This is a genomic window from Rhodococcus sp. D-6 (genome assembly GCF_040256695.1).
Lineage (GTDB): Bacteria > Actinomycetota > Actinomycetes > Mycobacteriales > Mycobacteriaceae > Rhodococcus > Rhodococcus pyridinivorans.
This window is the reverse complement of the sequence record NZ_CP132970.1, coordinates 163,950-184,970: the sequence shown is the minus strand read 5'-3', so window position 1 is coordinate 184,970 and position 21,021 is coordinate 163,950. Positions and strand designations below refer to the sequence as shown.

At 68.7% G+C, this 21,021-nt stretch carries 19 protein-coding genes; 10 read left to right on the top strand and 9 right to left on the bottom strand.

Translation table 11 applies throughout. From position 1 onward, the window contains the following. Positions 1 to 6 precede the first annotated feature (6 nt). The 4 genes from rpsR to RBB84_RS00920 all read left to right on the top strand — a co-directional run bounded on the left by rpsR (position 7) and on the right by RBB84_RS00920 (position 2,995). On the top strand, positions 7 to 264 hold the full coding sequence (gene rpsR, locus RBB84_RS00935; protein ID WP_006553776.1) for a 30S ribosomal protein S18: 258 nt from the start codon (positions 7 to 9) through the stop codon (positions 262 to 264). Between the two features lie 173 nt (positions 265 to 437). Beyond that, on the top strand, positions 438 to 1,364 hold the full coding sequence (locus RBB84_RS00930) for an AEC family transporter (RefSeq protein ID WP_064061772.1): 927 nt from the start codon (positions 438 to 440) through the stop codon (positions 1,362 to 1,364). A gap of 32 nt (positions 1,365 to 1,396) precedes the next feature. Next, complete coding sequence (locus RBB84_RS00925; RefSeq protein ID WP_019288797.1) at positions 1,397 to 1,819, top strand: hypothetical protein; 423 nt, start codon at positions 1,397 to 1,399, stop codon at positions 1,817 to 1,819. Between the two features lie 3 nt (positions 1,820 to 1,822). Beyond that, entirely contained in the window at positions 1,823 to 2,995 is a 1,173-nt protein-coding gene (locus RBB84_RS00920; RefSeq protein WP_064255723.1) for an MFS transporter, read from the top strand. Positions 2,996 to 3,022: 27 nt separating this feature from the next. Here RBB84_RS00920 and RBB84_RS00915 read toward each other — a convergent pair whose 3' ends face one another. Then, positions 3,023 to 4,960 carry a VWA domain-containing protein gene (locus RBB84_RS00915; protein WP_064255722.1) on the bottom strand — a complete coding sequence of 646 codons (1,938 nt, stop codon included), beginning with the start codon at positions 4,958 to 4,960 and terminating at the stop codon, positions 3,023 to 3,025. Then, positions 4,957 to 6,345, bottom strand: a complete 1,389-nt coding sequence (locus RBB84_RS00910; RefSeq protein ID WP_024103175.1) for an ATP-binding protein — start codon at positions 6,343 to 6,345, stop codon at positions 4,957 to 4,959. Before RBB84_RS00910 ends, RBB84_RS00915 begins: the two co-directional genes overlap by 4 nt. A 72-nt stretch (positions 6,346 to 6,417) precedes the next feature. Here RBB84_RS00910 and RBB84_RS00905 point away from each other — a divergent pair, with 72 nt between their 5' ends. The 3 genes from RBB84_RS00905 (at position 6,418) to RBB84_RS00895 (ending at position 8,577) form a co-directional block, all read left to right on the top strand. Further along, positions 6,418 to 7,047: a DUF4126 domain-containing protein gene (locus RBB84_RS00905; protein ID WP_350247037.1), complete on the top strand. Its 630-nt coding sequence runs from the start codon at positions 6,418 to 6,420 to the stop codon at positions 7,045 to 7,047. Positions 7,048 to 7,059: 12 nt separating this feature from the next. Then, the gene (locus tag RBB84_RS00900; protein WP_024103174.1) at positions 7,060 to 8,025 is read left to right on the top strand and encodes an alpha/beta hydrolase; all 966 of its coding nucleotides are present in this window, start codon (positions 7,060 to 7,062) and stop codon (positions 8,023 to 8,025) included. A 309-nt stretch (positions 8,026 to 8,334) separates the two neighbouring features. Next, a complete protein-coding gene (locus RBB84_RS00895; RefSeq protein WP_006553768.1) occupies positions 8,335 to 8,577 on the top strand; it encodes a hypothetical protein in 243 nt (80 codons plus the stop codon). Positions 8,578 to 8,616: 39 nt separating this feature from the next. Here RBB84_RS00895 and purH read toward each other — a convergent pair whose 3' ends face one another. Genes purH through RBB84_RS00875 form a run of 4 tightly spaced genes read right to left on the bottom strand, consistent with a single transcriptional unit; the run spans position 8,617 to position 13,632 of the window. Beyond that, a complete protein-coding gene (gene purH / locus RBB84_RS00890; RefSeq protein ID WP_064255721.1) occupies positions 8,617 to 10,179 on the bottom strand; it encodes a bifunctional phosphoribosylaminoimidazolecarboxamide formyltransferase/IMP cyclohydrolase in 1,563 nt (520 codons plus the stop codon). Next, complete coding sequence (gene purN, locus RBB84_RS00885) at positions 10,166 to 10,813, bottom strand: phosphoribosylglycinamide formyltransferase (protein WP_024103172.1); 648 nt, start codon at positions 10,811 to 10,813, stop codon at positions 10,166 to 10,168. The genes purH and purN overlap by 14 nt, the downstream gene beginning before the upstream one ends. A 55-nt stretch (positions 10,814 to 10,868) precedes the next feature. After that, positions 10,869 to 12,470, bottom strand: a complete 1,602-nt coding sequence (locus tag RBB84_RS00880) for a DUF6350 family protein (protein ID WP_064255720.1) — start codon at positions 12,468 to 12,470, stop codon at positions 10,869 to 10,871. 49 nt (positions 12,471 to 12,519) lie between these two features. Beyond that, positions 12,520 to 13,632 (bottom strand): DUF5336 domain-containing protein, encoded by a 1,113-nt coding sequence (locus tag RBB84_RS00875; RefSeq protein ID WP_064255719.1) that lies wholly within the window; start codon positions 13,630 to 13,632, stop codon positions 12,520 to 12,522. Between the two features lie 83 nt (positions 13,633 to 13,715). Here RBB84_RS00875 and RBB84_RS00870 point away from each other — a divergent pair, with 83 nt between their 5' ends. Further along, positions 13,716 to 14,339 (top strand): YigZ family protein, encoded by a 624-nt coding sequence (locus RBB84_RS00870; RefSeq protein WP_064255718.1) that lies wholly within the window; start codon positions 13,716 to 13,718, stop codon positions 14,337 to 14,339. Positions 14,340 to 14,407: 68 nt separating this feature from the next. Here the strand turns inward: RBB84_RS00870 and sucD are convergent, their stop codons facing one another. Both sucD and sucC read right to left on the bottom strand, forming a co-directional pair. Beyond that, on the bottom strand, positions 14,408 to 15,310 hold the full coding sequence (gene sucD / locus RBB84_RS00865; RefSeq protein ID WP_006553762.1) for a succinate--CoA ligase subunit alpha: 903 nt from the start codon (positions 15,308 to 15,310) through the stop codon (positions 14,408 to 14,410). 16 nt (positions 15,311 to 15,326) lie between these two features. Then, complete coding sequence (gene sucC / locus RBB84_RS00860) at positions 15,327 to 16,496, bottom strand: ADP-forming succinate--CoA ligase subunit beta (protein WP_064255717.1); 1,170 nt, start codon at positions 16,494 to 16,496, stop codon at positions 15,327 to 15,329. A 448-nt stretch (positions 16,497 to 16,944) separates the two neighbouring features. Here sucC and RBB84_RS00855 point away from each other — a divergent pair, with 448 nt between their 5' ends. After that, positions 16,945 to 17,928: a M23 family metallopeptidase gene (locus tag RBB84_RS00855; RefSeq protein ID WP_071936318.1), complete on the top strand. Its 984-nt coding sequence runs from the start codon at positions 16,945 to 16,947 to the stop codon at positions 17,926 to 17,928. A 110-nt stretch (positions 17,929 to 18,038) separates the two neighbouring features. Here the strand turns inward: RBB84_RS00855 and pcrA are convergent, their stop codons facing one another. Beyond that, the gene (pcrA, locus tag RBB84_RS00850) at positions 18,039 to 20,417 is read right to left on the bottom strand and encodes a DNA helicase PcrA (protein WP_064255716.1); all 2,379 of its coding nucleotides are present in this window, start codon (positions 20,415 to 20,417) and stop codon (positions 18,039 to 18,041) included. Between the two features lie 234 nt (positions 20,418 to 20,651). Between pcrA and RBB84_RS00845 the strand changes: the two genes are divergently transcribed. Further along, on the top strand, positions 20,652 to 20,987 hold the full coding sequence (locus RBB84_RS00845) for a chorismate mutase (protein WP_006553758.1): 336 nt from the start codon (positions 20,652 to 20,654) through the stop codon (positions 20,985 to 20,987). Positions 20,988 to 21,021 lie beyond the last annotated feature (34 nt).

The following is a 21,021-nucleotide window of genomic DNA, read 5'->3' as shown; positions in this document are numbered from 1 at the left end:
CGAGATATGGCAGTCAAGCGAGGACCGTCGAAGAAGTCGCGTGCCGTAGAGGGACGCAAGCCCAAGAAGAACCCCCTCTTCGCGGCGAAGATCGAGTACGTCGACTACAAGGACGTCAATCTGCTCCGCACCTTCATCTCCGACCGCGGCAAGATCCGCAGCCGTCGCGTCACGGGCCTGACCCCGCAGCAGCAGCGTCAGGTGGCCGTCGCGGTGAAGAACGCCCGTGAGATGGCCTTGCTCCCCTACGTCAGCAGCAAGTAGGTCGTAGCTTCCGACGCCGCCTCTCCCCATCGGGAGGGGCGGCGTCGTCGTATGTGCACCCGAGACCGGTGTTGTTTTCGAAGATCGGCCGAGAATCACAAATAACACCGGTCTCGACGCTCGCTGCGGTCCGATGGCGGGACGACACTCCGGGGTCCTTAGACTAGGCAACCGTGTCGGGTGTGATCGCGGGGTTCAGTGTCATCTTCGTGATCATCGCCATCGGCTTCACGCTGGGGCGCCTGGGCACCCTCGGGCACGAGGCGCAGACGGTGCTCAGCCGGCTCGTCTTCTTCGTCGCCACCCCCGCGCTGCTGTTCGACGTGCTCGCGACGTCCGACCTGTCGGTGATCTTCTCGCCCAATCTCTACATCGCAGCGGCCACGGCGTTCGCCGTCGCGATCGTGCACTTCGTCGTCGCGAAGCTCTGGCTGCGACGTGCGGTTCCCGAGGCGACCATCGGCGCGCTGTGCGCCGGCTACGTCAACTCCGCGAACCTCGGCATCCCCATTGCGGTCTTCGTGCTCGGCGACGCGTCGTTCGTCGCGCCCCTGTTGTTGTTCCAGATCGTCGTGCTCTCCCCCATCGCGCTGACGATGCTCGACCTGTCGACGATGCGCGCCGGGGTCTCGCTCCTCGACACCCTGCTCGCGCCGTTCAAGAACCCCATCGTCCTGGCCGCCGCGGCCGGACTCGCCATCGCGATCAGCGGGTGGACGCCTCCCGAGGCGTTGCTGCAGCCGTTCCATCTGCTCGGCGGCGCGTCGGTGCCCGGTGCGCTGCTCGCGTTCGGATTGTCGCTGCAGGGCGTCCGGGTGCTCGAGAAGGGGACGAGCCCGCGCCGCGACATCGCGCTCGCCTCGGTGCTCAAGATCCTCGCCCAGCCGGTGCTCGCGTATCTGATGGGGCGTTTCGTGTTCGGCCTCGACGGCCATGCGCTGTTCGCCGTCGTGGTGGTCGCCGCGCTACCCACCGCGCAGAACGTGTTCGTCTACGCGAGCGCTTACGGTCGCGGCACGGTGCTCGCCCGCGACGCCGCCCTCGTCACCACCCTCGCCTCCATCCCTGCGATCGGCGTGACCGCCGCCCTGCTGGCGTGATGAACACGCGACACGGGAATACCGTGGGAACCATGCGTTCCGTCGTCCGTGCTTGCCGGGGAATCACCGTCCTCGCGATGTGCCTGCTCATCGCGGCCTGCGGATCGAGTTCGGGTACACCGGACGTCCCCGCGCTGCCCGAGGAACCGGTTCCGGCAGGGGCGACGGCGTTCTCGGCGCGACCCGACATCGTCGATGCGCATCCGCTGACGATCCTGTCGTGGTCGCGAGTGAGCGACGACCGGATCGCCCTGCACTTCGAGACGGGCACCCCCGAGTGCTTCGGCGTCGACGCGACCGTCACCGAAACGGACGACACGGTGACGGTGACGCTCCTCGGCGGCACGCTGCCGGAGATGCAGGACCGCATGTGCATCATGGTCGCCGTCGTCGGCGCCCTCGAGGTCTCCTTGCAGTCGCCACTCGGCGACCGGGTCGTGACCGCCGGCGCCTGACATATGCCGCATCCTCCGCGTCACTGGCTGCTGTATCTGTGCTTGTCCACGGCCCTGTTGCACGCGGCATTCCAGTCGATCCGTGTCCTGGTCTCCTACCGGATCCTCGCGCTGGGCGGTGACGCGACGACCATCGGTGCCGTCACCGCGCTCTACGCCATCGTTCCGCTGATCGCGGCGGTGCGGATGGGACGTGTCGTGGACCGCGGGCACACGACCGCCATTCTGCGTTCGGGCATCGTCGTCACCACGGTCGGTGCCGGGTTGATCGCTCTCAGTTCGGGATTGTTCGTGCTCGCCGCCGGCAACGTCGTGCTCGGTCTCGGACAGTTGCTCGTCACGGTGTCGGGGCAGGCATTCGTGTCGATCCTGTCGCCGCCGGGGCAACTGGATCGCGGGTTCGCCGGTCTCACGCTGGGTGTGTCGGTCGGTCAGGCCGTCGGTGTGCCCGTCGCCGGCGTGATCGCCGCGACCACCGGCGACGGCAACGGCTCCGTCGAGACCACTGGAGCGTTGCTGGTCATGACGGTGTTTTCGCTGCTCTCCCTGCCGCTGGTGCTGGGGCTCCGCGAGCCGCCCGGCTCCGGTCGCACCGCGGAGGACGGCGCGCCGCAGTCGATCCTGTCGATGCTCGCGACGAAGGGCATGAAGCCCGCAATGCTGTCGAGCCTGGTGGTCCTCGCCTCGGTCGACCTGGTCGTGGCCTACCTGCCGTTGCTCGGTGAGCAGTTCGGGTTCGGTGTGCTTCTGGTGTCGATCCTGCTCACCGCCCGCACCGTGACGTCGATCGTCTCGCGTGCTCTGCTGCCGTGGGCGTTGCGCCGGATTCCGCGCAGGTGGCTGCTCGTCTCCGCGACCGCCGGGACCATCGTGCCGGTCGCGCTGCTGCCGCTCGTGCCGAATCCCTGGGTCATCGGCGCGTTGCTGGCCGTGTGCGGAATGTTCTGGGGCGTCGGCCAACCCCTGACGATGACGTGGGTGGTCGAACTCGTCGCACCGGCCGACCGCGCGTCGGCGCTGGCGGTGCGATTGACCGGCAACCGTCTCGGGCAGGTCGCGGTGCCCATGGTGGCCGGCGCGATCGCCGGGGTCGCCGGTGTCGCGTCGATCTTCTGGGTGACCGCCGCCCTGCTGTCCGCCGCAGCGACGACCACGTGGCGGTCGGTGCGCCACTGAGTTCCCGGGGCGCCTCGCGCCGAGTTCCTACGACCGCCGACGGGCCCGCACGTAGTCGGCGACGACCGCCGCCCCGAGACCGTCGACATCGGGCGCGACCACTCGTCCCCCGACGCGACGCGCCAGCACGTCGACGACCCGCGCGAGCCCCGGATCGCTGCCGAGCCGGAAGATCGTGACCTGGGCGCCGAGCCGCGCGATGTGGTCGAGTTCGCGCACCGTCAGCCCCAGAGTGCGTGCGCTCGGCGGGTAGTCGAAGGCCGCGAAGCCGTCCGGTTCGAGGTGAGCGGTGGGTTCACCGTCGGTGACGACGAAGACCACCGGCTGCGCGTTGGGATGTCGACGCAGGTGACGACCCGCGAGCATCAGGGCGTGGTGCAGATTGGTGCCCTGCTCGTAGACGCCGTCGAGCCCGGCGAGTTCGGGCGCCGACACCACCCGGGCGTGCCGACCGAACGCGATGAGCTGCAACGCATCCCCGCGGAAGCGCGTGGACACGAGATGGTTGAGCGCGAGGGCCGTGCGTTTCATCGGCACCCAGCGACCGTCCATGACCATCGAGAACGACGTGTCGACGAGCAGCGCGACCGCCGCCTGCGTCCGCTGCTCGGTCTCGATCACCTCGACGTCCTGCACCGACATCCGCACCGGCAGACCGGGACTGCGCAGGGTCGCGTTGGTGAGGGTCCGTACGACGTCCCACGGTTCGGTGTCGCCGAACTCCCATGCTTTCGACGCGCCGGTCGGTTCGCCGAGCACACCCACCCGCCGCGACTCGCGTTGCCCGGTGCGCGACGAGATGCGGTTGACGACGTCGCGCAGCGCCGCTTCGCCGAGCCGGCGCATGGCCTTGGGCGACAGTCGCCACTGCCCGTCGGCACCACGGTCGAAGAAGCCCTGTCGCTGCAGTTCTTTCTCGAGTTCGGCGAGGGTGCGTGCATCGGCCGCGGCCTCGGGTCCGAGATGACGGGCGAGCGCGTCGAGGTCGATGTCGTCGAGGGACGCCCCGGCGTACTGCTGCGACAGCTGCTCGGCGAGCTGGTCGAGTTCGGACAACTCCTGCAGCGCCGAGGTGGCCTCGCCGAGACCCATGCCCTGTTCGCCGCGCACCTGCTCGGAGCCGGTCCAGTCCTCGCCGGGACGCGCGGCCCGCAGGTGGCCGTCGAGACGGTCGAGCTGGCTCATCAGATCCGGGGATCCGAACGCCTGCTGTGCGAGAGCGTCGAGTTCGTCGCGCTGCTCGGGGGTGAGGGAGTTGCGCAGCCGCTGCGCCGCCGCGGCCCGCTGTGCGAGGGAGTCGAGCAGTTCCTCGACGTTCTGCGGGTTCTCCGGGAAGAACTCGCCGTGCTGGGCCATGAACTGCTCGAAGTCCTCCTCGGTGTCCTCACCGCGGGAGTGCTTGTCGAGCAGGTCGTTGAGGTCCTCGAGCATCTCCGAGATGCGTTGCCGGTCCTCGTCGGTGGCCCCCTCGAGCGCCTGCTTCATCCCGGAGAAGCGCTGGTCGAGCATCTCCCGGCCGAGCAGGTCGCGGATCTTCTCGTAATCCTGTCGGGCCTGCGCGCTGCGCCAGTCGTAGTCGGCGAGTTCCTGCACGGCCTGCGCCGTCGACGGCGGCAGTTCCTCGATCCGCATCTCGGCGAACCGCGCGTCGTCGTCGAGGGCCCGGGCCAGTTCTTTGCGTTCCTCGAGCACGGCGCGATCGAGAAGCTCGCGCACCTCCTGGAGGGTGCCGTCGAGGTTGGTGCGGTCGAGCAGCTGCCGTCGACGCCGATTCGCCTGCGCGGCAAGCTTGTCGAGGCCACGCATACCGTCGTGACCGCGGCGCAGCAACTCCCGCAGGGCGCGCTTGGGTGAGGCGCCGGCCATGACGTCGTCGCCGATCGCGGCGAGCGCGTCGCGCAGGTCCACCGGTGGGGCGAGCGGATCGCCCCCGGTATACGGACCGTAGCGGGCGGACCTGCTCATCGGGAGTACACCGCCGAGCCGTCGTCGCCGGTGTCCTTGGCGATGCGCCGTGCCAGATACAGACCTTCGAGGGCGAGTTCCACTGCCGCAGCGCGACTTCCGGTGTCGGTGGCACCGAGCCGTTCGGCGACGGCATCGAGCACAGGCAGTTCGGGGAGTTCGTCGAGCAGCACCTTCGCGGTGATCCGCTCACCGGTGACCACCGGCTCGCCCTGCTCGACGGCGGAGACGAGCGGCCCGAGATCGACGCCCGCGAGTCGCGAGCGGGCCGTTTCGGCCGTCGCGCGCCGGAGGAGATGATCGAGGATCTCGAATTCCCTTCCCTCCTCGCCGGATTCGAACTCGACCTTGCCTCGGAGCACCTCCACGACGGTGCCGAGATCGACGGGACGCGCGACCGGATCGTCCTCGCCGAGGACCGCACCGCGATGCAGGGCCGCGGCCGAGACGGTCTCGGCGCCGGCGACGGCGAACCGTGCAGAGACACCCGAACGCTGGTCGACGGACGTCGATTCGCGCAGCAGCCGGGTGAACCGTGCCAGGATCTCGAGCAGATAGTCGGGGACGCGGGCCTGCAGATGCGCCTCCTGCTCGATGACGGCGATCTCGTCCTCGAGTCGCGTCGGGTAGTGCGTGCGGATCTCCGCTCCGAAGCGGTCCTTGAGCGGAGTGATGATGCGGCCGCGATTCGTGTAGTCCTCGGGGTTCGCACTCGCCACGAGCAACACGTCGAGGGGCAGGCGCAACGTGTAACCGCGCACCTGGATGTCGCGTTCCTCCATGACGTTGAGCAGCGACACCTGGATGCGTTCGGCCAGGTCGGGCAGTTCGTTGACGGCGACGATGCCGCGGTGCGCGCGGGGCACGAGACCGAAGTGGATCGTCTCCGGATCACCGAGGCTGCGGCCCTCGGCGACCTTCACGGGGTCGACGTCGCCGACGAGGTCGGCAACCGAAGTGTCGGGCGTCGCGAGCTTCTCGGCGTACCGCTCGCTGCGGTGCCGCCACGCGACGGGCAGGTCGTCGCCGAGTTCGGCGGCCCGGCGGATCGACGCCGGGGTGATGGGCTCGTAGGGATGCTCGCCGAGCTCCGAACCGGCGATGACCGGGGTCCATTCGTCGAGCAGCAGCGGCAGGGTACGTAGCAGGCGGGTCTTGCCCTGACCGCGTTCGCCGAGCAGGACCACGTCGTGACCGGCGATGAGGGCGCGTTCGAGCTGCGGGACGACGGTGTCCTCGAAACCGAGGATGCCGGGCCACGGATCGGTACCGTCGCGCAGCGCAGCGAGCAGGTTGTGCCGGATCTCGTCCTTGACGGACCGTTGCACGTGGCCGGAGGCGCGGAGCTCGCCGACCGTGGAGGGGCGCGGTGTGGGTGACGTCACCTCACCCAAGGTACGACCGAACCGCCGTTTCGGCATCCGCGATCCCGCGACCGGTCCGCCTACACTCGCCGCATGGACACCTGGATCCTGGCGGCCCTGCTCGGGCTGGGGCTCGCGGCCGCCACCGGGCTGCGCACCTTCCTGCCGCTGCTGCTCCTGTCGGCCGCGGTCCACTTCGAACTCTTCGGGGTCGTCCTCAACGAATCGATGCAGTGGCTCGGGTGCACCTCGGCGCTCGTCGCCCTGACGATCGCCACCGCCGTGGAGGTCGTCGCCGACCTCGTGCCGCTCGTGGACAACGCACTGTCCGCCCTCGGCACGGTGACCCGGCCGGTCGCGGGTGCGCTTGCGGCGTGGGCGGCCTTCGCGAGTCTCGATCCCGCGATGGCGGCACTCGCGGGCATCGTCATCGGCGCCCCGACCGCCCTGGCGGTGAGCACGGCGCAGACGGGCACGCGGGTCGCGAGTACCGCGACCACCGCCGGTTTCGGCAACCCGGTGCTGTCGATCGTCGAGAGCGTCGCCTCGTTCGTCACGTCGCTGATCGCGCTGCTCGCTCCCCTGCTCGTCGTCCCGCTGCTGGCGCTGTTCGGATGGCTCGGCGTACGGGGCTACCGTCGGGTACGCCGGGCCCGTTCGTCACGCACGAAACCGACGCCACACCGCGGCGCCCTCGACACGGGCCGGTCCGGCGACTTCTGATAGACACATGACATGTCGGACACCGAGATCACCTTTTCCAGCGGCGACGTGACCCTGCACGGCAGCCTGCGGGTACCCGTCTCCATGAGGGGTCCGGTGCCCGCCGTGCTGCTGCTCGCCGGCAGCGGTCCCACCGACCGCAACGGCGACAGCGCACTGCTCCCCGGATCGATCGGCACCCTGCGGCATCTCGCCGACGTGCTCGAACGCAAGGGATTCGCGAGTCTGCGCTACGACAAGCTCGGCAGCGGTGTGACCGCGCTCGGCCCGTACAGCGTCGAGGACGTCGCCGATCTCGGTTTCTCGACATTCATCGACGGCGCCGCCGATGCGCTCGCCTTCCTCGGTTCGCAGCGCGGGGTCGACCCGGAGCGGCTCTACGTCGTCGGGCACAGCGAGGGCGCGCTGATCGCGCTGTCGCTCGCCCAGGACAACGACTCGATCGCCGGACTCGGCCTGCTCGAACCGCTCGCCGTGCGCCTGCTCGACCTGCTGACCGCCCAGATCGACGCACAGCTCGACGCCGTCGTCGCCGCGGGACAACTTCCCGTCCAGATCGCCGATGAACTGCGGGTCGCGCTCACCGGCGCGGTCGAGTCGCTCCGCGCCGACGGCACCCTCAGCGACACTCTCCCCGAGCCGCTGCGCAACGCCGGGCTCGTCCCCACCAACGCGAAGGCACTCGCCGAGGAGGACGCGCTCGATCCGCGGATGCTCGCCGCACAGGTCGCCGGCGACCTGCCGGTGCTCACCGCGGTCTCGTCCAAGGACATCCAGGTGCGGGTCGAGGACGTCGACGCGCTCGACGCGGCACTCGTCCACACCCGTCTGACGTCGCTGCGCATGACGCGCACCAACCACGTGCTCAAGGACATCGGCGACCAGCAGTCGACGGGCGCCGACTACGTCGCCGACCTGCCCTTCTCCGACGAGTTCACGTCCGGTTTCGAGGCGTGGCTCGACAAGCTGAGGGGCTGATCGGCCCACCCCCACGCACGGACGACGCGGAAATAACAAATGTCCATTCCGCGTTGTTCGTGTATGGTCATCCGTTAACCAACTGGTTCACATGAGAAAGGTACGGTCCGATGCGATACAAGCACATGTACGTAGCCGGTTGTTCCGTACCGTTTTCTCACTTCTTCTTCCACTTCGCGGCGGAGCGATCCCGAGAATAGAAGTCACACGACGACTCGTTCTCGGGCACTCGGGGCACATACGCCCCGGGTGCCCTTTCTCTATCCCCGACCGCGACCCGTACAAGATCACCTCGACAGGAGAAACACCATGAAACTGAGAATCGAATCCGGCGGCACCGTGTCGACCGAACTGCCCGACGACCTCACCGGTCACGCCATCACCATCGACCTGAGCCGGGTCGGCGGTACCGAGAGCGGCGCCGCCTCCGCGGATCTCATCCGCGAGCTGCTCGACCGCGGCGCTGCCAAGCTCGTCATCTCCGAGGGGCGCGGCAAGCGCACCGTCGAACCCACCGCGCACGACAACGGCACCCACGCGCACGCCGCCTGAGCGACGATGCGCGTGGGTGCCGCGCGTGTGTGTTCGTGACTAGTGCGCGAAGTGCCGCGCGCCGGTGAGGTACAGCGTCACGCCGGCCTCGCGAGCGGCCTCGATGACCTCGTTGTCGCGCACCGAGCCACCCGGCTGCACGATCGCCTTCACGCCGGCCTCGGTCAGCACCTGTAGACCGTCGGCGAACGGGAAGAAGGCATCCGACGCGGCCACCGACCCGGCGACACGATCACCCGCACGGGTGACGGCGAGTCGCGCCGAGTCGACGCGGTTGACCTGACCCATACCGACACCGACGGTCGCGCCGCCCGAGGCCAGCAGGATCGCGTTGGACTTCACTGCACGGCATGCGCGCCAGGCGAATTCGAGATCGCGCAGCGTGGCCTCGTCGGCCGCCTCGCCGCACGCGAGCTGCCAGTTGGCGGTGGAGTCGCCGTCCGCGGTGAGCACGTCGCGCTCCTGCAGGAGCAGCCCGCCGGAGATCTGACGGATCTCGACCGGAGCCGACTTCGGCGAATCGGCGCGCAGGATGCGGATGTTCTTCTTGCGGGAGAGCACGTCGACAGCCCCGTCGGCGTACGACGGGGCGATGATCACCTCGGTGAAGATCTCGGCGACCTGCTCCGCCATCTCGACGCTCACCTCACGGTTGGCGGCGATGACGCCACCGAAGGCCGAGACCGGATCGCACTCGTGCGCGTTGCGGTGCGCGGTGGCGATGTCGTCGGCGATCGCGATGCCACACGGATTGGCGTGCTTGATGATCGCGACGCACGGCTCGCTGTGGTCGTGCGCGGCGCGCCAGGCGGCGTCGGCGTCCTGGTAGTTGTTGTAGGACATCTCCTTGCCGTGGAACTGCTCGGCCTGCGCGAGCCCCGGCTCACCGGCCTCGTTCACGTACAGGGCCGCGGCCTGGTGCGGGTTCTCGCCGTAGCGAAGGACATTCGCGCGGGTCCAGGTAGCGCCGGTCCACGCCGGGAACTGCGACTCGTCGCCCTCGGGCGCCGCGTAACCGCTGTTCATCCAGCTCGCCACCGCGACGTCGTAGGCGGCGGTGTGCTGGAACGCCTGCGCGGCAAGACGCTTTCGCTGCTCGAGGGTGAAACCGCCACCCTCGACGGCGGCGAGCACGTCACCGTAGGCGGCCGGGTCGACGACGACCGCGACCGACGGGTGGTTCTTCGCCGCGGCACGCACCATCGACGGGCCACCGATGTCGATCTGCTCGACGCACTCGTCGGGGCTCGCACCCGAGGCGACCGTCTGCGTGAACGGGTAGAGGTTCACGACGACGAGTTCGAACGCCTCGATGCCCAGATCGGCGATCTGATCGAGGTGGTCCTGCTTGCGGGTGTCGGCGAGGATGCCGGCGTGCACGCGCGGGTGCAGGGTCTTCACCCGGCCCTCGAGGCACTCGGGGAAGCCGGTCAGTTCCTCGACCTTCGTCACCGGCACGCCTGCGTCGGCGATGGTCTTGGCCGTGGAGCCGGTCGAGACCAGCTCGACACCTGCCGCGTGGAGCCCTGTCGCCAGCTCCACCAGCCCGCTCTTGTCGTACACGCTGACCAGCGCGCGGCGCACAGTCTTACGTTCGGTCACCGGGGATCACGGCCTTTCGTCCATCGGAAACAACTCCACGGGTGGCGACGGCGGCGACCATCTCGGCCAGCAGCCGCCGCTCCACAACCTTGATGCGCTCGTGCAGGGTGTCCTCGTCGTCGTCGTCGAGCACCTGCACGGCTTCCTGCGCGAGGATCGGTCCGGTGTCGACTCCCCCGTCGACGAGATGCACCGTCGAACCGGTGACCTTGACGCCGTAGGCCAGGGCGTCGGCGACGGCGTGCGCGCCGGGGAACGACGGCAGCAGCGCGGGATGAGTGTTGATGATGCGGCCGGCGAACCGTTCCAGGAACGCCGAACCCAGGATCTTCATGAAGCCTGCGGACACCACGAGGTCGGGTTCGTGGGCGGCGACCGCGTCGGTCAGCGCGCGGTCCCACGCGGTGCGGTCCTCGAAGTCGCGCAACGCGACGCGGAACGAGGGGATCCCCTCGTCGGCGGCGTGCCCTTCGGCGGGGCATTCGCGGTCGACACCGACAGCGACGACTGTCGCGGGATATCCGTCGGTCCGGGTGGCGTCGAGCAGCGAACGCAAGAGGCTGCCCGTGCCCGAAGCGAGGACGACGAGCCGCGCCGGCGCGGTGGGCGGCAGCTGGTCACGCGAGGCAGTCAGGGTCCACTCCTGTGAAGTCGAGGCGGGTCGGCCGATCGACCGGCCGTAGGAGAGCCTAGTCGGCGCCCTTTTCGGCCTCGTTCGCGACCTCCTTGTCGGGCTCGTCGTCGTCCTCGGCGTCATCCTCGTCGACGACCTCGACCACCTCGGCGTCGATGACGTCGTCGGCGTCCGCATCCTCTTCGAGGTTCTCCGCGTCGTCCTCGGCAGCCTCGTCCTCGTCGACTGCAGCGGCTTCGTCCCCGTCGACTTCTGCGACCTCGCGCTCGGCGGCGGTGGTGTCCTCTGCCACAGGAGCTTCGAGTGCCGAGGTCTCGCTCTCGGCCGCCTCGAGTTCTCCGTCGGCTCCTGCATCAGCGGCGTCGTCGGCCTCGGCCGCGTCCGCCGCATCCTCCGAGGTCTCCTCGTCCACCTCGGTGTCGGCGCGCAGTGCCACCGCGGCCAATCGTCCTTCGCGCCACACGAGCAGCTGCGCCGTGATGATGCCGAGCAGGCCCGACCAGGCGAAGACGAGGATGCCGGCGAGCCACCAGTTGGCGCCGACCGTGCCGAAGACGCCGAGCGGGCCGCCCGCGACCCAGGTCGCCAGCGCCGTGACGAGTCCGGCGCCCGCTGCGGCAGCGAGCACCGTCCATGAAGCGTCGGCGCTGCCCACCGGGGCACCGTCGGCCTTCGCCTGCAGGGTTCGCTGCGCGGCGAAACGTCCGAGCAGCGCACCGATCGTCGCCGGAACGGCCAGCAGCACCGGCCAGAACGCTGCGGCCGGACCCGAGGGGACCGCCGCGAGCACCGGCAGCGCCGGGAGGTCACCGCCCGTCGCCTCGAACAGGCTCAGGTGGATGTCGCCGAAGTGCACGGTGCTGCCCGCCAGAACGGCCGCGGCACCGATGATGACGTTGGGCAGGTACAGGATCGACATCACCGTCAGCCCCAGCACGCCGGTCCAGTGATGCCCGCGCGCGAGCAGTTCACCGACGACGTTCCACGACCACAGCAGTCCGGCGACGACCGCCACCCCACCGAGGGCGAACATCCCCAGCAGCACCCGCAGTGCCGGACGGAAGGCGAGCACGAGCCAATCGGGAGCCGAGTAGTAGCGCACCAGCGGCTTCCACACACGGGAGCCGATACCGATGAGAGCCGCGACCAGGTAGATGCCGGTGACCCACGCGAGCGCGGCAGCTGCATTCGGAGGCGTCACCGGCAGCACGCTCGCCGCATCCTGCAACACGATCAGCGACGCCGCGGTCACCAGTAGCGGGCCGGCGAGGACGGCGACGGTGATGCGCGAGACATCCTGACGGTCGAGGGCGTACCCACTGTTCTCGACGAGCGCGTCGGCCGCGGACGCACACCCGCGCGCCGCCTGCCACACCAGGACCGCGGTGGGCAGCAGCGGCAGCACACCGAGCGACGTGCCGTCGATCGTAAGCGTCACCTGGTGCAGTGCGAGCCACGTGCCGGCGATCGCAGCGTAGATGCCGGTGAGGTCGCTGTTGGCGACGACCATCGTCGTCACCACGATGGTGGCCACGACGGCGAGCGTCACCGCCGGAACGCGGGCCGCGGTGCCGAGCAGGATGCGAAACCGCTCCGGGTCCAGGCTGTCGTCGTCGGTTGGAACGTGCCGGGTGGACCGGCCGAGCGTCGAAGTCATCGGTTCGAGAGTGTCACCGACACGGCGATCGTGGTGTCAGGCGCGCCGATCACCGCTGGTCGTCCGGTGCGCGGAAGGCCTGCGTGGCGTCCTGGTCGCCGGTCGCAGTGGTCCCGGTCTCCTCGCGACGTTCCGTGCCCGTCGTGTCGTCATCGGACACTGTGCCGTCCGCCCGGGTGGCTGGGCCGTCCGCCCGGGTGTCGGTGTGGTCCGTCGAGTCCTGAGCGCCGTGCGGTTCCTGGACCGGGTACTGCTGGGTCGGCTGCGCACCCGTGTACTGCTGGCCGGCGCCGTACTGCTGGGCACCGGAATACTGTGCTCCCCCGCCGTACTGCTGAGCGCCCGGGAACTGCTGAGCGCCCGGGAACTGCTGAGCGCCCGGGAACTGCTGGGAACCGGGGAACTGCTGGGCTCCGCTGTACTGCTGCCCGCCGTACTGCTGGGCGCCCGGATACTGCTGGGACCCGCCGTACTGCTGCGACCCCGAATACTGCTGCGCGCCGGAGTACTCCCCCGACGTCTGCTGTCCGGGATACGCCTGGTGTCCGGGATGCGGCGCACCGAACTGGGACTGCCCGCCGACGGCTCCCTGCTGCGAGCCGTAGGGCTGGCCGTATCCCTGCGGACCGTAAATCTGCGGCGAACCGGAGCCCTGGGGCTCACCGGTTCCCGCACCGGGCCCGAATCCCTGGTACTGCCCGGCGCTCTGCGGCGACCCGAAGGAACTCCGCTCACCCGACCGGCCGGACACGAGGATGCCGAGGCCGAACAGCAATGCGACGAGCGCCAGCGCGAACTGCAGGAAACCGAGGACGAGGATCGTCACGCCGCCCCACGCGATCCCGGTGTCCTCGGGCAGATGGAAGAGCTGGAACAGGGATGTCACGAAACCGACGCCCGACGCCGCGACGGCCACCGCACGCAGGTCCTGGCCGGGGAGCAGCGACAGTGCCGCGCTCACACCGCCGAAGAGCAGGAAGGCCAGCGGCACGACGGCGAAGCCGAAATCGAAGGACGTGAGCGCCACCTGCGAGCCGAAGGTGATGTTCACGAAGGGCGTGAGGCCGAGGAGGAAGTTCACGGCACCGAGCACGGCCACCGCGAGTGGCAGCAACAACGGCACCACCTTGCTCTGGGCGGATGCGCCTGCGGGGAATGTCATCGATTCTCCTGCCGTCGATCGGTATGTGTCGGTCACTCGTCCTGCAGTCAACAGCCTAGGGACTACCCGAGAGAATGGGGTCCATGCCGCACACTCTCGCCCCGGGTCCCGACGTCGTGGTCGAGACGGAGGTGAAGCACTCGCGTTTCCTCGCCGCGGTTCGTCGTGTCGACACGGCCGACGCCGCGCTCGCCTTCGTCGACGAACAACGCCGACTGTATCCCGATGCCCGACACCACTGCTGGGCGTTCGTGGTGGGCGACGACCCGTCGGCGCGTGCCGAGCGGTCGAGCGACGACGGGGAGCCGGGCGGCACGGCCGGCATCCCGATGCTGCAGGTCCTGCACCACCGGGATCTGGTGAACGTCGCGGTGGTGGTAACCCGATGGTTCGGAGGGATCAAGCTCGGCGCGGGCGGGCTGGTGCGCGCGTACTCGGGTGCGGTCGCGACGGCCTTGGACGAGGCGCCCCTCGTCGAGCGCAGGCAGCAGGAGAAGTTCACCCTCGCGATCGATCACGGCGAAGCGGGTCGCGTGGAGGCGGAACTGCGCGGGCGCGGGGTCGCGGTGCTCGACGTGGCCTATGCGGACCGGGTGGTCCTCACCGTCGCGGGGCGCGAGCGGAGCGAACTGGAGGGCTGGGTGGCGTCACTGACGTCCGGGGCGGGCGAACTCGAACCCGCGGGAGTCGACTGGATCGACTCCTGAAACGGCGCGTGCGCGCCTTCCGATGGCGGAACGCCACCGGAAGGCGCGCACGGAAGGCGACGCTGCTGTCAGAGCGACTGCAGGATCTCGCGAGCGAGCGCAGCGGTCTCGGACGGCGTCTTGCCGACCTTCACGCCGGCCGCCTCGAGAGCGTCCTTCTTGGCCTGAGCGGTGCCCGAGGAGCCCGAGACGATGGCGCCGGCGTGGCCCATGGTCTTGCCCTCGGGAGCGGTGAAGCCTGCGACGTAGCCGACGACGGGCTTGGTCACGTTGGCCTTGATGTAATCGGCCGCGCGCTCCTCGGCGTCGCCGCCGATCTCGCCGATCATGACGATGACCTTGGTCTCCGGGTCCTTCTCGAACGCCTCGATGGCATCGATGTGGGTGGTGCCGATGACCGGGTCGCCGCCGATGCCGATGGCGGTCGAGAAGCCGTACTCGCGCAGCTCGAACATCATCTGGTAGGTCAGGGTGCCCGACTTCGAGACGAGGCCGACCGGACCCTTGCCGGCGATGTTCGCCGGGGTGATGCCGACGAGCGCCTCACCCGGGGTGATGATGCCGGGGCAGTTGGGGCCGATGATGCGGGTCTTGTTGCCCTTCTGGACGTTGTAGGCCCAAGCGTAGGCGGAGTCCTGCACCGGGATGCCCTCGGTGATGACCACGAGCAGCGGGATCTCCGCGTCGATGGCCTCGACGATGGCGTCCTTCGAGAAGGCCGGGGGAACGAACGCGATCGAGACGTCGGCGCCGGTCTCCTTCATGGCCTCGGCGACGGAGCCGAAGACGGGGAGCTCGACCGGGTTGCCGTCCTTGTCGGTGTGCGAGACCGTCGTGCCGGCCTTGCGGGCGTTCACGCCGCCGACGACCTGGGTGCCGGCCTTGAGCATGAGCGCGGTGTGCTTGGTGCCCTCGCCGCCGGTGATGCCCTGGACGATGACCTTGGAATCCTTGGTAAGGAAGATTGCCATTGTTCTGTGTGTCCCTTTACTTCGCTGCGAAGGCGAGTTCGGCCGCCTTGTCGGCAGCCTCGTCCATGGTGGCGACGACCGTGACCAGCGGGTGGTTGGCCTCGGCGAGGATGCGGCGACCCTCGTCGACGTTGTTGCCGTCGAGGCGGACGACCAGCGGCTTGTTGGCCTCGTCGCCGAGGATCTCGAGGGCCTTGACGATGCCGTTCGCGACCGCGTCGCACGCGGTGATGCCACCGAAGACGTTGACGAACACGCTCTTGACCTGAGCGTCGTTCAGGATGACGTCGAGACCGGCAGCCATGACGGCCGCGGAGGCGCCGCCACCGATATCGAGGAAGTTGGCGGGCTTGACGCCGCCGTGCTTCTCGCCTGCGTAGGCGACGACGTCGAGGGTCGACATGACCAGGCCGGCGCCGTTACCGATGATTCCGACCTCGCCGTCGAGCTTGACGTAGTTGAGGTCGTTCTCCTTGGCCTTGAGCTCGAGGGGATCCGTGGCGTCCTTGTCCTCGAACTCGGCGTGGCCGGGCTGACGGAAGCCGGCGTTGGCATCCAGGGTGACCTTGCCGTCGAGGGCGAGGATCTGGTCGTCCGGGGTACGGACGAGGGGGTTGACCTCCACGAGAAGAGCGTCTTCCTTGACGAAGACCTCCCACAGCTTCTGGATGGTCACGGCTGCGGCGTCGAGGACCTCGGCGGGCAGGTGGCCCTTCTCGGCGATCTCGCGCGCGAACGCGAGGTCGACACCCTTGACGGCGTCGACGGGGACCTTGGCGAGGCGCTCCGGCTTGGTGGCGGCGACCTCTTCGATCTCCATGCCGCCCTCGACCGAGCACATGGCCAGGTAGGTGCGGTTGGTGCGGTCGAGCAGGAAGGAGATGTAGTACTCCTCCGCGATGTCGCTGGCCTCGGCGACCAGGAGCTTCTTGACGATGTGACCCTTGATGTCGAGCCCGAGGATGTTCTCGGCGTGGGTCTGCGCGTCGTCTGCGGTGGCGGCGTACTTCACGCCACCGGCCTTGCCGCGGCCGCCGACCTTGACCTGGGCCTTGACCATGACCGGCTTGCCGATTTCCTCCGCGATCTCGCGGGCACCGGCGACAGTGTCGGTAACACGGCCGGCCGACGTCGGCACGTCATGCTTGGCGAAGAGTTCCTTCGCCTGATATTCGAAGAGATCCATCTGCTCACCGTCTCGTCTGCGTTCACGCCCGCTCCGGGGTATCGAGCGGGTCGTTTCGGACTCTAGTTTCTCGGCCGGGCCGCGGATCACGCGCGGCAGTCCCATGTGGCACAGGTCACGCGCGCGTAGGTCCGGGAACGACTTCGCAGTTCCCCTCCCGGGACGTGGCGGGCGCCACGTTCGAGCGGAGCACTCGGTTCAGAATGACAGGTACCCACTCGCTCCCCGACACCGGATCCCACGCTGCCGCGATGCAACAGACTCGTGACGTGTCGGAAAACAGTGTTTGGAACTCCGGCCGCTGGGGCATGTCCCAATTTGCCCCGGTTTGCACTGTGATGCCACTCACATAACGTCCGCCGGACGAACTACGGCTTGCCACCCCCGCGATCACTTCGTTACCGTCGCCTGGTCGAAGTAACGATGAGGTCACGAACGGAGGATGGCGATGCGCTCTGGTAACCCGAGTGCCGAGAGCCGAACCCGCCGTCCCGAATCGGCACCCGAAGACTGGAATGCCTGGGAAGCCGCCACGATGGACTTCCGTAACACCGGCCCCGGTTCCGAGCCCACCTACTACTCCGACTCCTTCGGCCACGCCGTCCGCGACGACCGCTTCGCGCAGGATCGTCGCGACGAGAGCACCGACGTCACCGCTCCCGCATCCCGCGGTGGAGCCCATCGACTTCCCACTCCCCCCACTGCCCTCAAGGGCCGCGCCGCAGTCTTCGCGGTCGCCGCAGGCGCCGTGGTCGCCGCGGGCCAGGCCGCAGCCAATGGTGGTCCGGGACAGAACACCGAGCACTCCGAGGTCGCTCTCGCCGCCGGCGAAGCCGATTCCTCGATCATCACGGCCACCGCAGTGCCGCAGGCCGCGCAGTTCGCGCCGAGCGCCGACGCCGAGCCGTCGCAGGCCCCGCAGGTGCTCAACATCGCCGACCCGAACGACCTGTCGCAGTTCTCGAATCTCCTGGCCAAGGGCCAGCGATTCAGCGAGGAACGCGCTGCGCGCGAGGCCGCGGCCCGTCGCCCGCTGTTCGTCCTCCCCGCCGCGGGGTCGTTCACCTCGAACTTCGGCGCACGCTGGGGCACCCTCCACGCCGGCGTCGATATCGCAGGCCCCATCGGCACCCCGATCCTCGCGGTCGCCGACGGTGAGGTCATCGATTCCGGCCCGGCTTCCGGCTTCGGCATGTGGGTCCGCCTCCTCCACGCCGACGGCACCATCACCGTGTACGGGCACATCGACCAGTCCCTGGTGACCGTGGGTCAACACGTCATGGCCGGCGACCAGATCGCCACCATGGGCAACCGCGGCTTCTCCACCGGCCCGCACCTGCACTTCGAGGTGCACCTCAACGGCGTCGACAAGATCGATCCCGTCCCGTGGCTCGCCACCCGGGGTATCGCCCTCGGCATCCAGCGCGACTGACCGACCTCGCCGCCGTACGTTCGGCGTGCGTCCCGTTCCGCCCTCTTTCCCGCTTCGGTGCGGACCCGCTCTTTCGTGCGAATCCGCGCCTGACACAGGCTTTCAGGGCATCACAGTTTGATCATCGGCACACCGCCGACGAGCATCAACCGCACCTTGCCGGCACTGCCGAAGTCGATCACGACGGTGGCCGTGGGGCCCGAGCCCCGAGTTTCGAGAACCGTTCCGAGACCGTACTTGTCGTGGCTGACGCGGTCGCCGACGTCGAGCACCAAGTGGTTGTTGCGTCCGCGCGCCGCACCGAAACTCGGTGTTCCCGAGGATCCGCGCCGCTCGCCCGCACCGAACCGTGAACCGGTGCCCGAGCCGATCGCCTGACCACGGGCGGGCGTGGGCTCGAGGCGTCGCCAGTCGATGAGGTGCTGCGGAATCTCTTGCAGGAAACGAGATTCCGGATTGGTGAGCGGCTGCCCCCAGGACGAACGCAGTACGGCCCGCGTGAGGTAGAGACGACGCCGGGCGCGCGTGATGCCGACATACGCGAGTCGCCGTTCCTCGGACAGCTCGGCCGGATCGCCGAGGGCACGCATGTGCGGGAACTGGCCGTCCTCCCAACCGGTGACGAACACAACCGGGAACTCGAGGCCCTTCGCGGTGTGCAACGTCATCAGCGTGACCACACCGGCCTCGTTCTCCGGGATCTGGTCGGCGTCGGCGACGAGCGAGACCTTCTCGAGGAACGCCGCGAGCGATCCCGGTTCGGGATCCCCCTCTTCACGTTCGTCGTCGACGATCCCGGCCGCGTTACGGACGTCGGCACTGAATTCCCTTGCCACGCTGACGAGTTCGTGGAGGTTGTCGAGACGGGCGCCGTCCTGCGGGTCGTCGCTCGCCGACAACTCGGCGCTGTATCCGGTGCGATCGAGGATCGCCTCGACGACGTCGCCGATGTCCACCATGTCGTTGCCGTCGGCGTCGCTCGCGACGAGCATCGCCCGCAGGCGGTCCATCATCTCGACGAAACCGGCGATCGCCTTCTGCGCCCGCGTGTTCAGCAGCGCGACCTTGCCGGCCGCGGCGTCGGCGAGGGCCTGCCCGAAGCTCACACCGAGCCGCTCGGCGTGCACCGCCACGCACGCCTCGGCACGATCGCCGATACCGCGGCGAGGGGTGTTGAGGATGCGGCGCAGGCTCACCGTGTCGTCGGGGTTGTCGAGCACCTTCAGGTACGCAACGACGTCGCGCACCTCCTTGCGCTCGTAGAACCGCACACCGCCGACGACCTTGTAGGGCACACCGTGCCGGATGAAGACGTCCTCGAACGCGCGGGAGGCATTGTTGGTGCGGTAGAACACCGCGATGTCGGAGTAGGTGGTGTCGCCGCCGTCGACGAGCCGGTCGATCTCGGCGGCGACGAACCGCGCCTCGTCGTGCTCGTTGTCGGCGACGTAGCCGGTGATGAGTTCGCCCTCACCCGAATCGGTCCACAGCCGCTTCTCGCGGCGACCCGTGTTCTTGGAGATGACGGAATTGGCCGCCGACAAGATGTTCTGGGTGGAGCGGTAATTCTGTTCGAGCAGGATCGTGCGCGCCTGCGGATAGTCGCGCTCGAACTCCTCGATGTTGCGGATCGTGGCGCCGCGGAAGGCGTAGATCGACTGGTCGGCGTCGCCCACCACGCACAGTTCGCTCGGGGGGACGGCGGATTCCTCCTCCGGATCGCCCACGAGGGTGCGCACCAGCACGTACTGCGCGTGGTTGGTGTCCTGGTACTCGTCGACCAGGACGTGACGGAACCGGCGCCGGTAGTACTCGGCGACCTGCGGATGAGCCTGCAGCAGCGCCACCGTCTCGCCGATGAGGTCGTCGAAGTCGAAGGCGTTCGCCGTGCGCAGGCGCTGCTGGTAGTGCGCGTAGACCCGAGCGACGACGCGGGTGAGTTCGGTGGCCGCCGAATCGGTCTCCGCCTCGTGGGCGGCTTCTTCCGGCCCGATCAGTTCGTTCTTCAGGTTCGAGATCTGTGTGGACAGCAGCCGGGCGGAGTACTTCTTGCTGTCGAGTTCGAGATCCTTCGCGATCATCGTGAGCAGACGACGGGAATCGTCGGCGTCGTAGATCGTGAAATTCGAATTCATGCCCTGCAGCAGACCCGCCTGCGCGCGCAGGATCCGGACGCAGCTCGAGTGGAAGGTCGAGACCCACATCGCATTTGCGCGCGGCCCCACCAGGGCCGCCACCCGCTCGCGCATCTCGGCGGCGGCCTTGTTGGTGAACGTGATGGCGAGCACCTGACCAGGGACGACGTCGCGCTCGGCCAGCAGATAGGCGATGCGACGCGTGAGCACCGCAGTCTTGCCGGAGCCCGCGCCCGCGACGATCAGCAGCGGGGCTCCTTCGTGCGTGACCGCTTCCCGCTGCTGCGGATTGAGCCCTTCGAGAAGAGCATCGGATCCGGGGCGGGAGTTTGCGAGCGCGACGGGAGTGTTCATCGTTTCACCAAACTACCGGACCGTTCGGACAACGGATCCGGACCACACAGTCGATCAAGCCGAGTGGCAGGGCCTACATGGTGAGTGGCAAACTGGAGACCATGTCTTCTGTCCTTTGCAGGCTCGGATCGAGTTCCGGTTGTCGCTGTCGATTCCCGACTGCCGGCCCGACCCGATACCGGTAACAGCCGCTCCCATACGGGCGATCCTTCAGAGCAGATGCGAGGAGACGACATGAGCACGCACATCGATTCTTCCCTTTCCGGCGAGCCGGACCAGGCGAACGCCGGAACACCGGCCGCGACCGACGACACCGCAGTGCCCACCGAGGCCGAGATCGAGGAGCTCCGCAAGGAGATCGATCGTCTCGACGCCGAGATCCTGGCCGCGGTCAAGCGCCGCACCGAGGTCTCCCGCATGATCGGGCGTACCCGCATGGCGTCCGGCGGTACCCGTCTCGTGCACAGCCGCGAGATGAAGGTCCTCGAGCGGTTCAGCGAGTTGGGCCAGGAAGGCCACACCCTGGCGATGCTGCTGCTCCGCCTCGGGCGTGGCCGCCTGGGCCACTGACGGCGAGGCCGTCCGCGTCACTAACGGCGTGGCC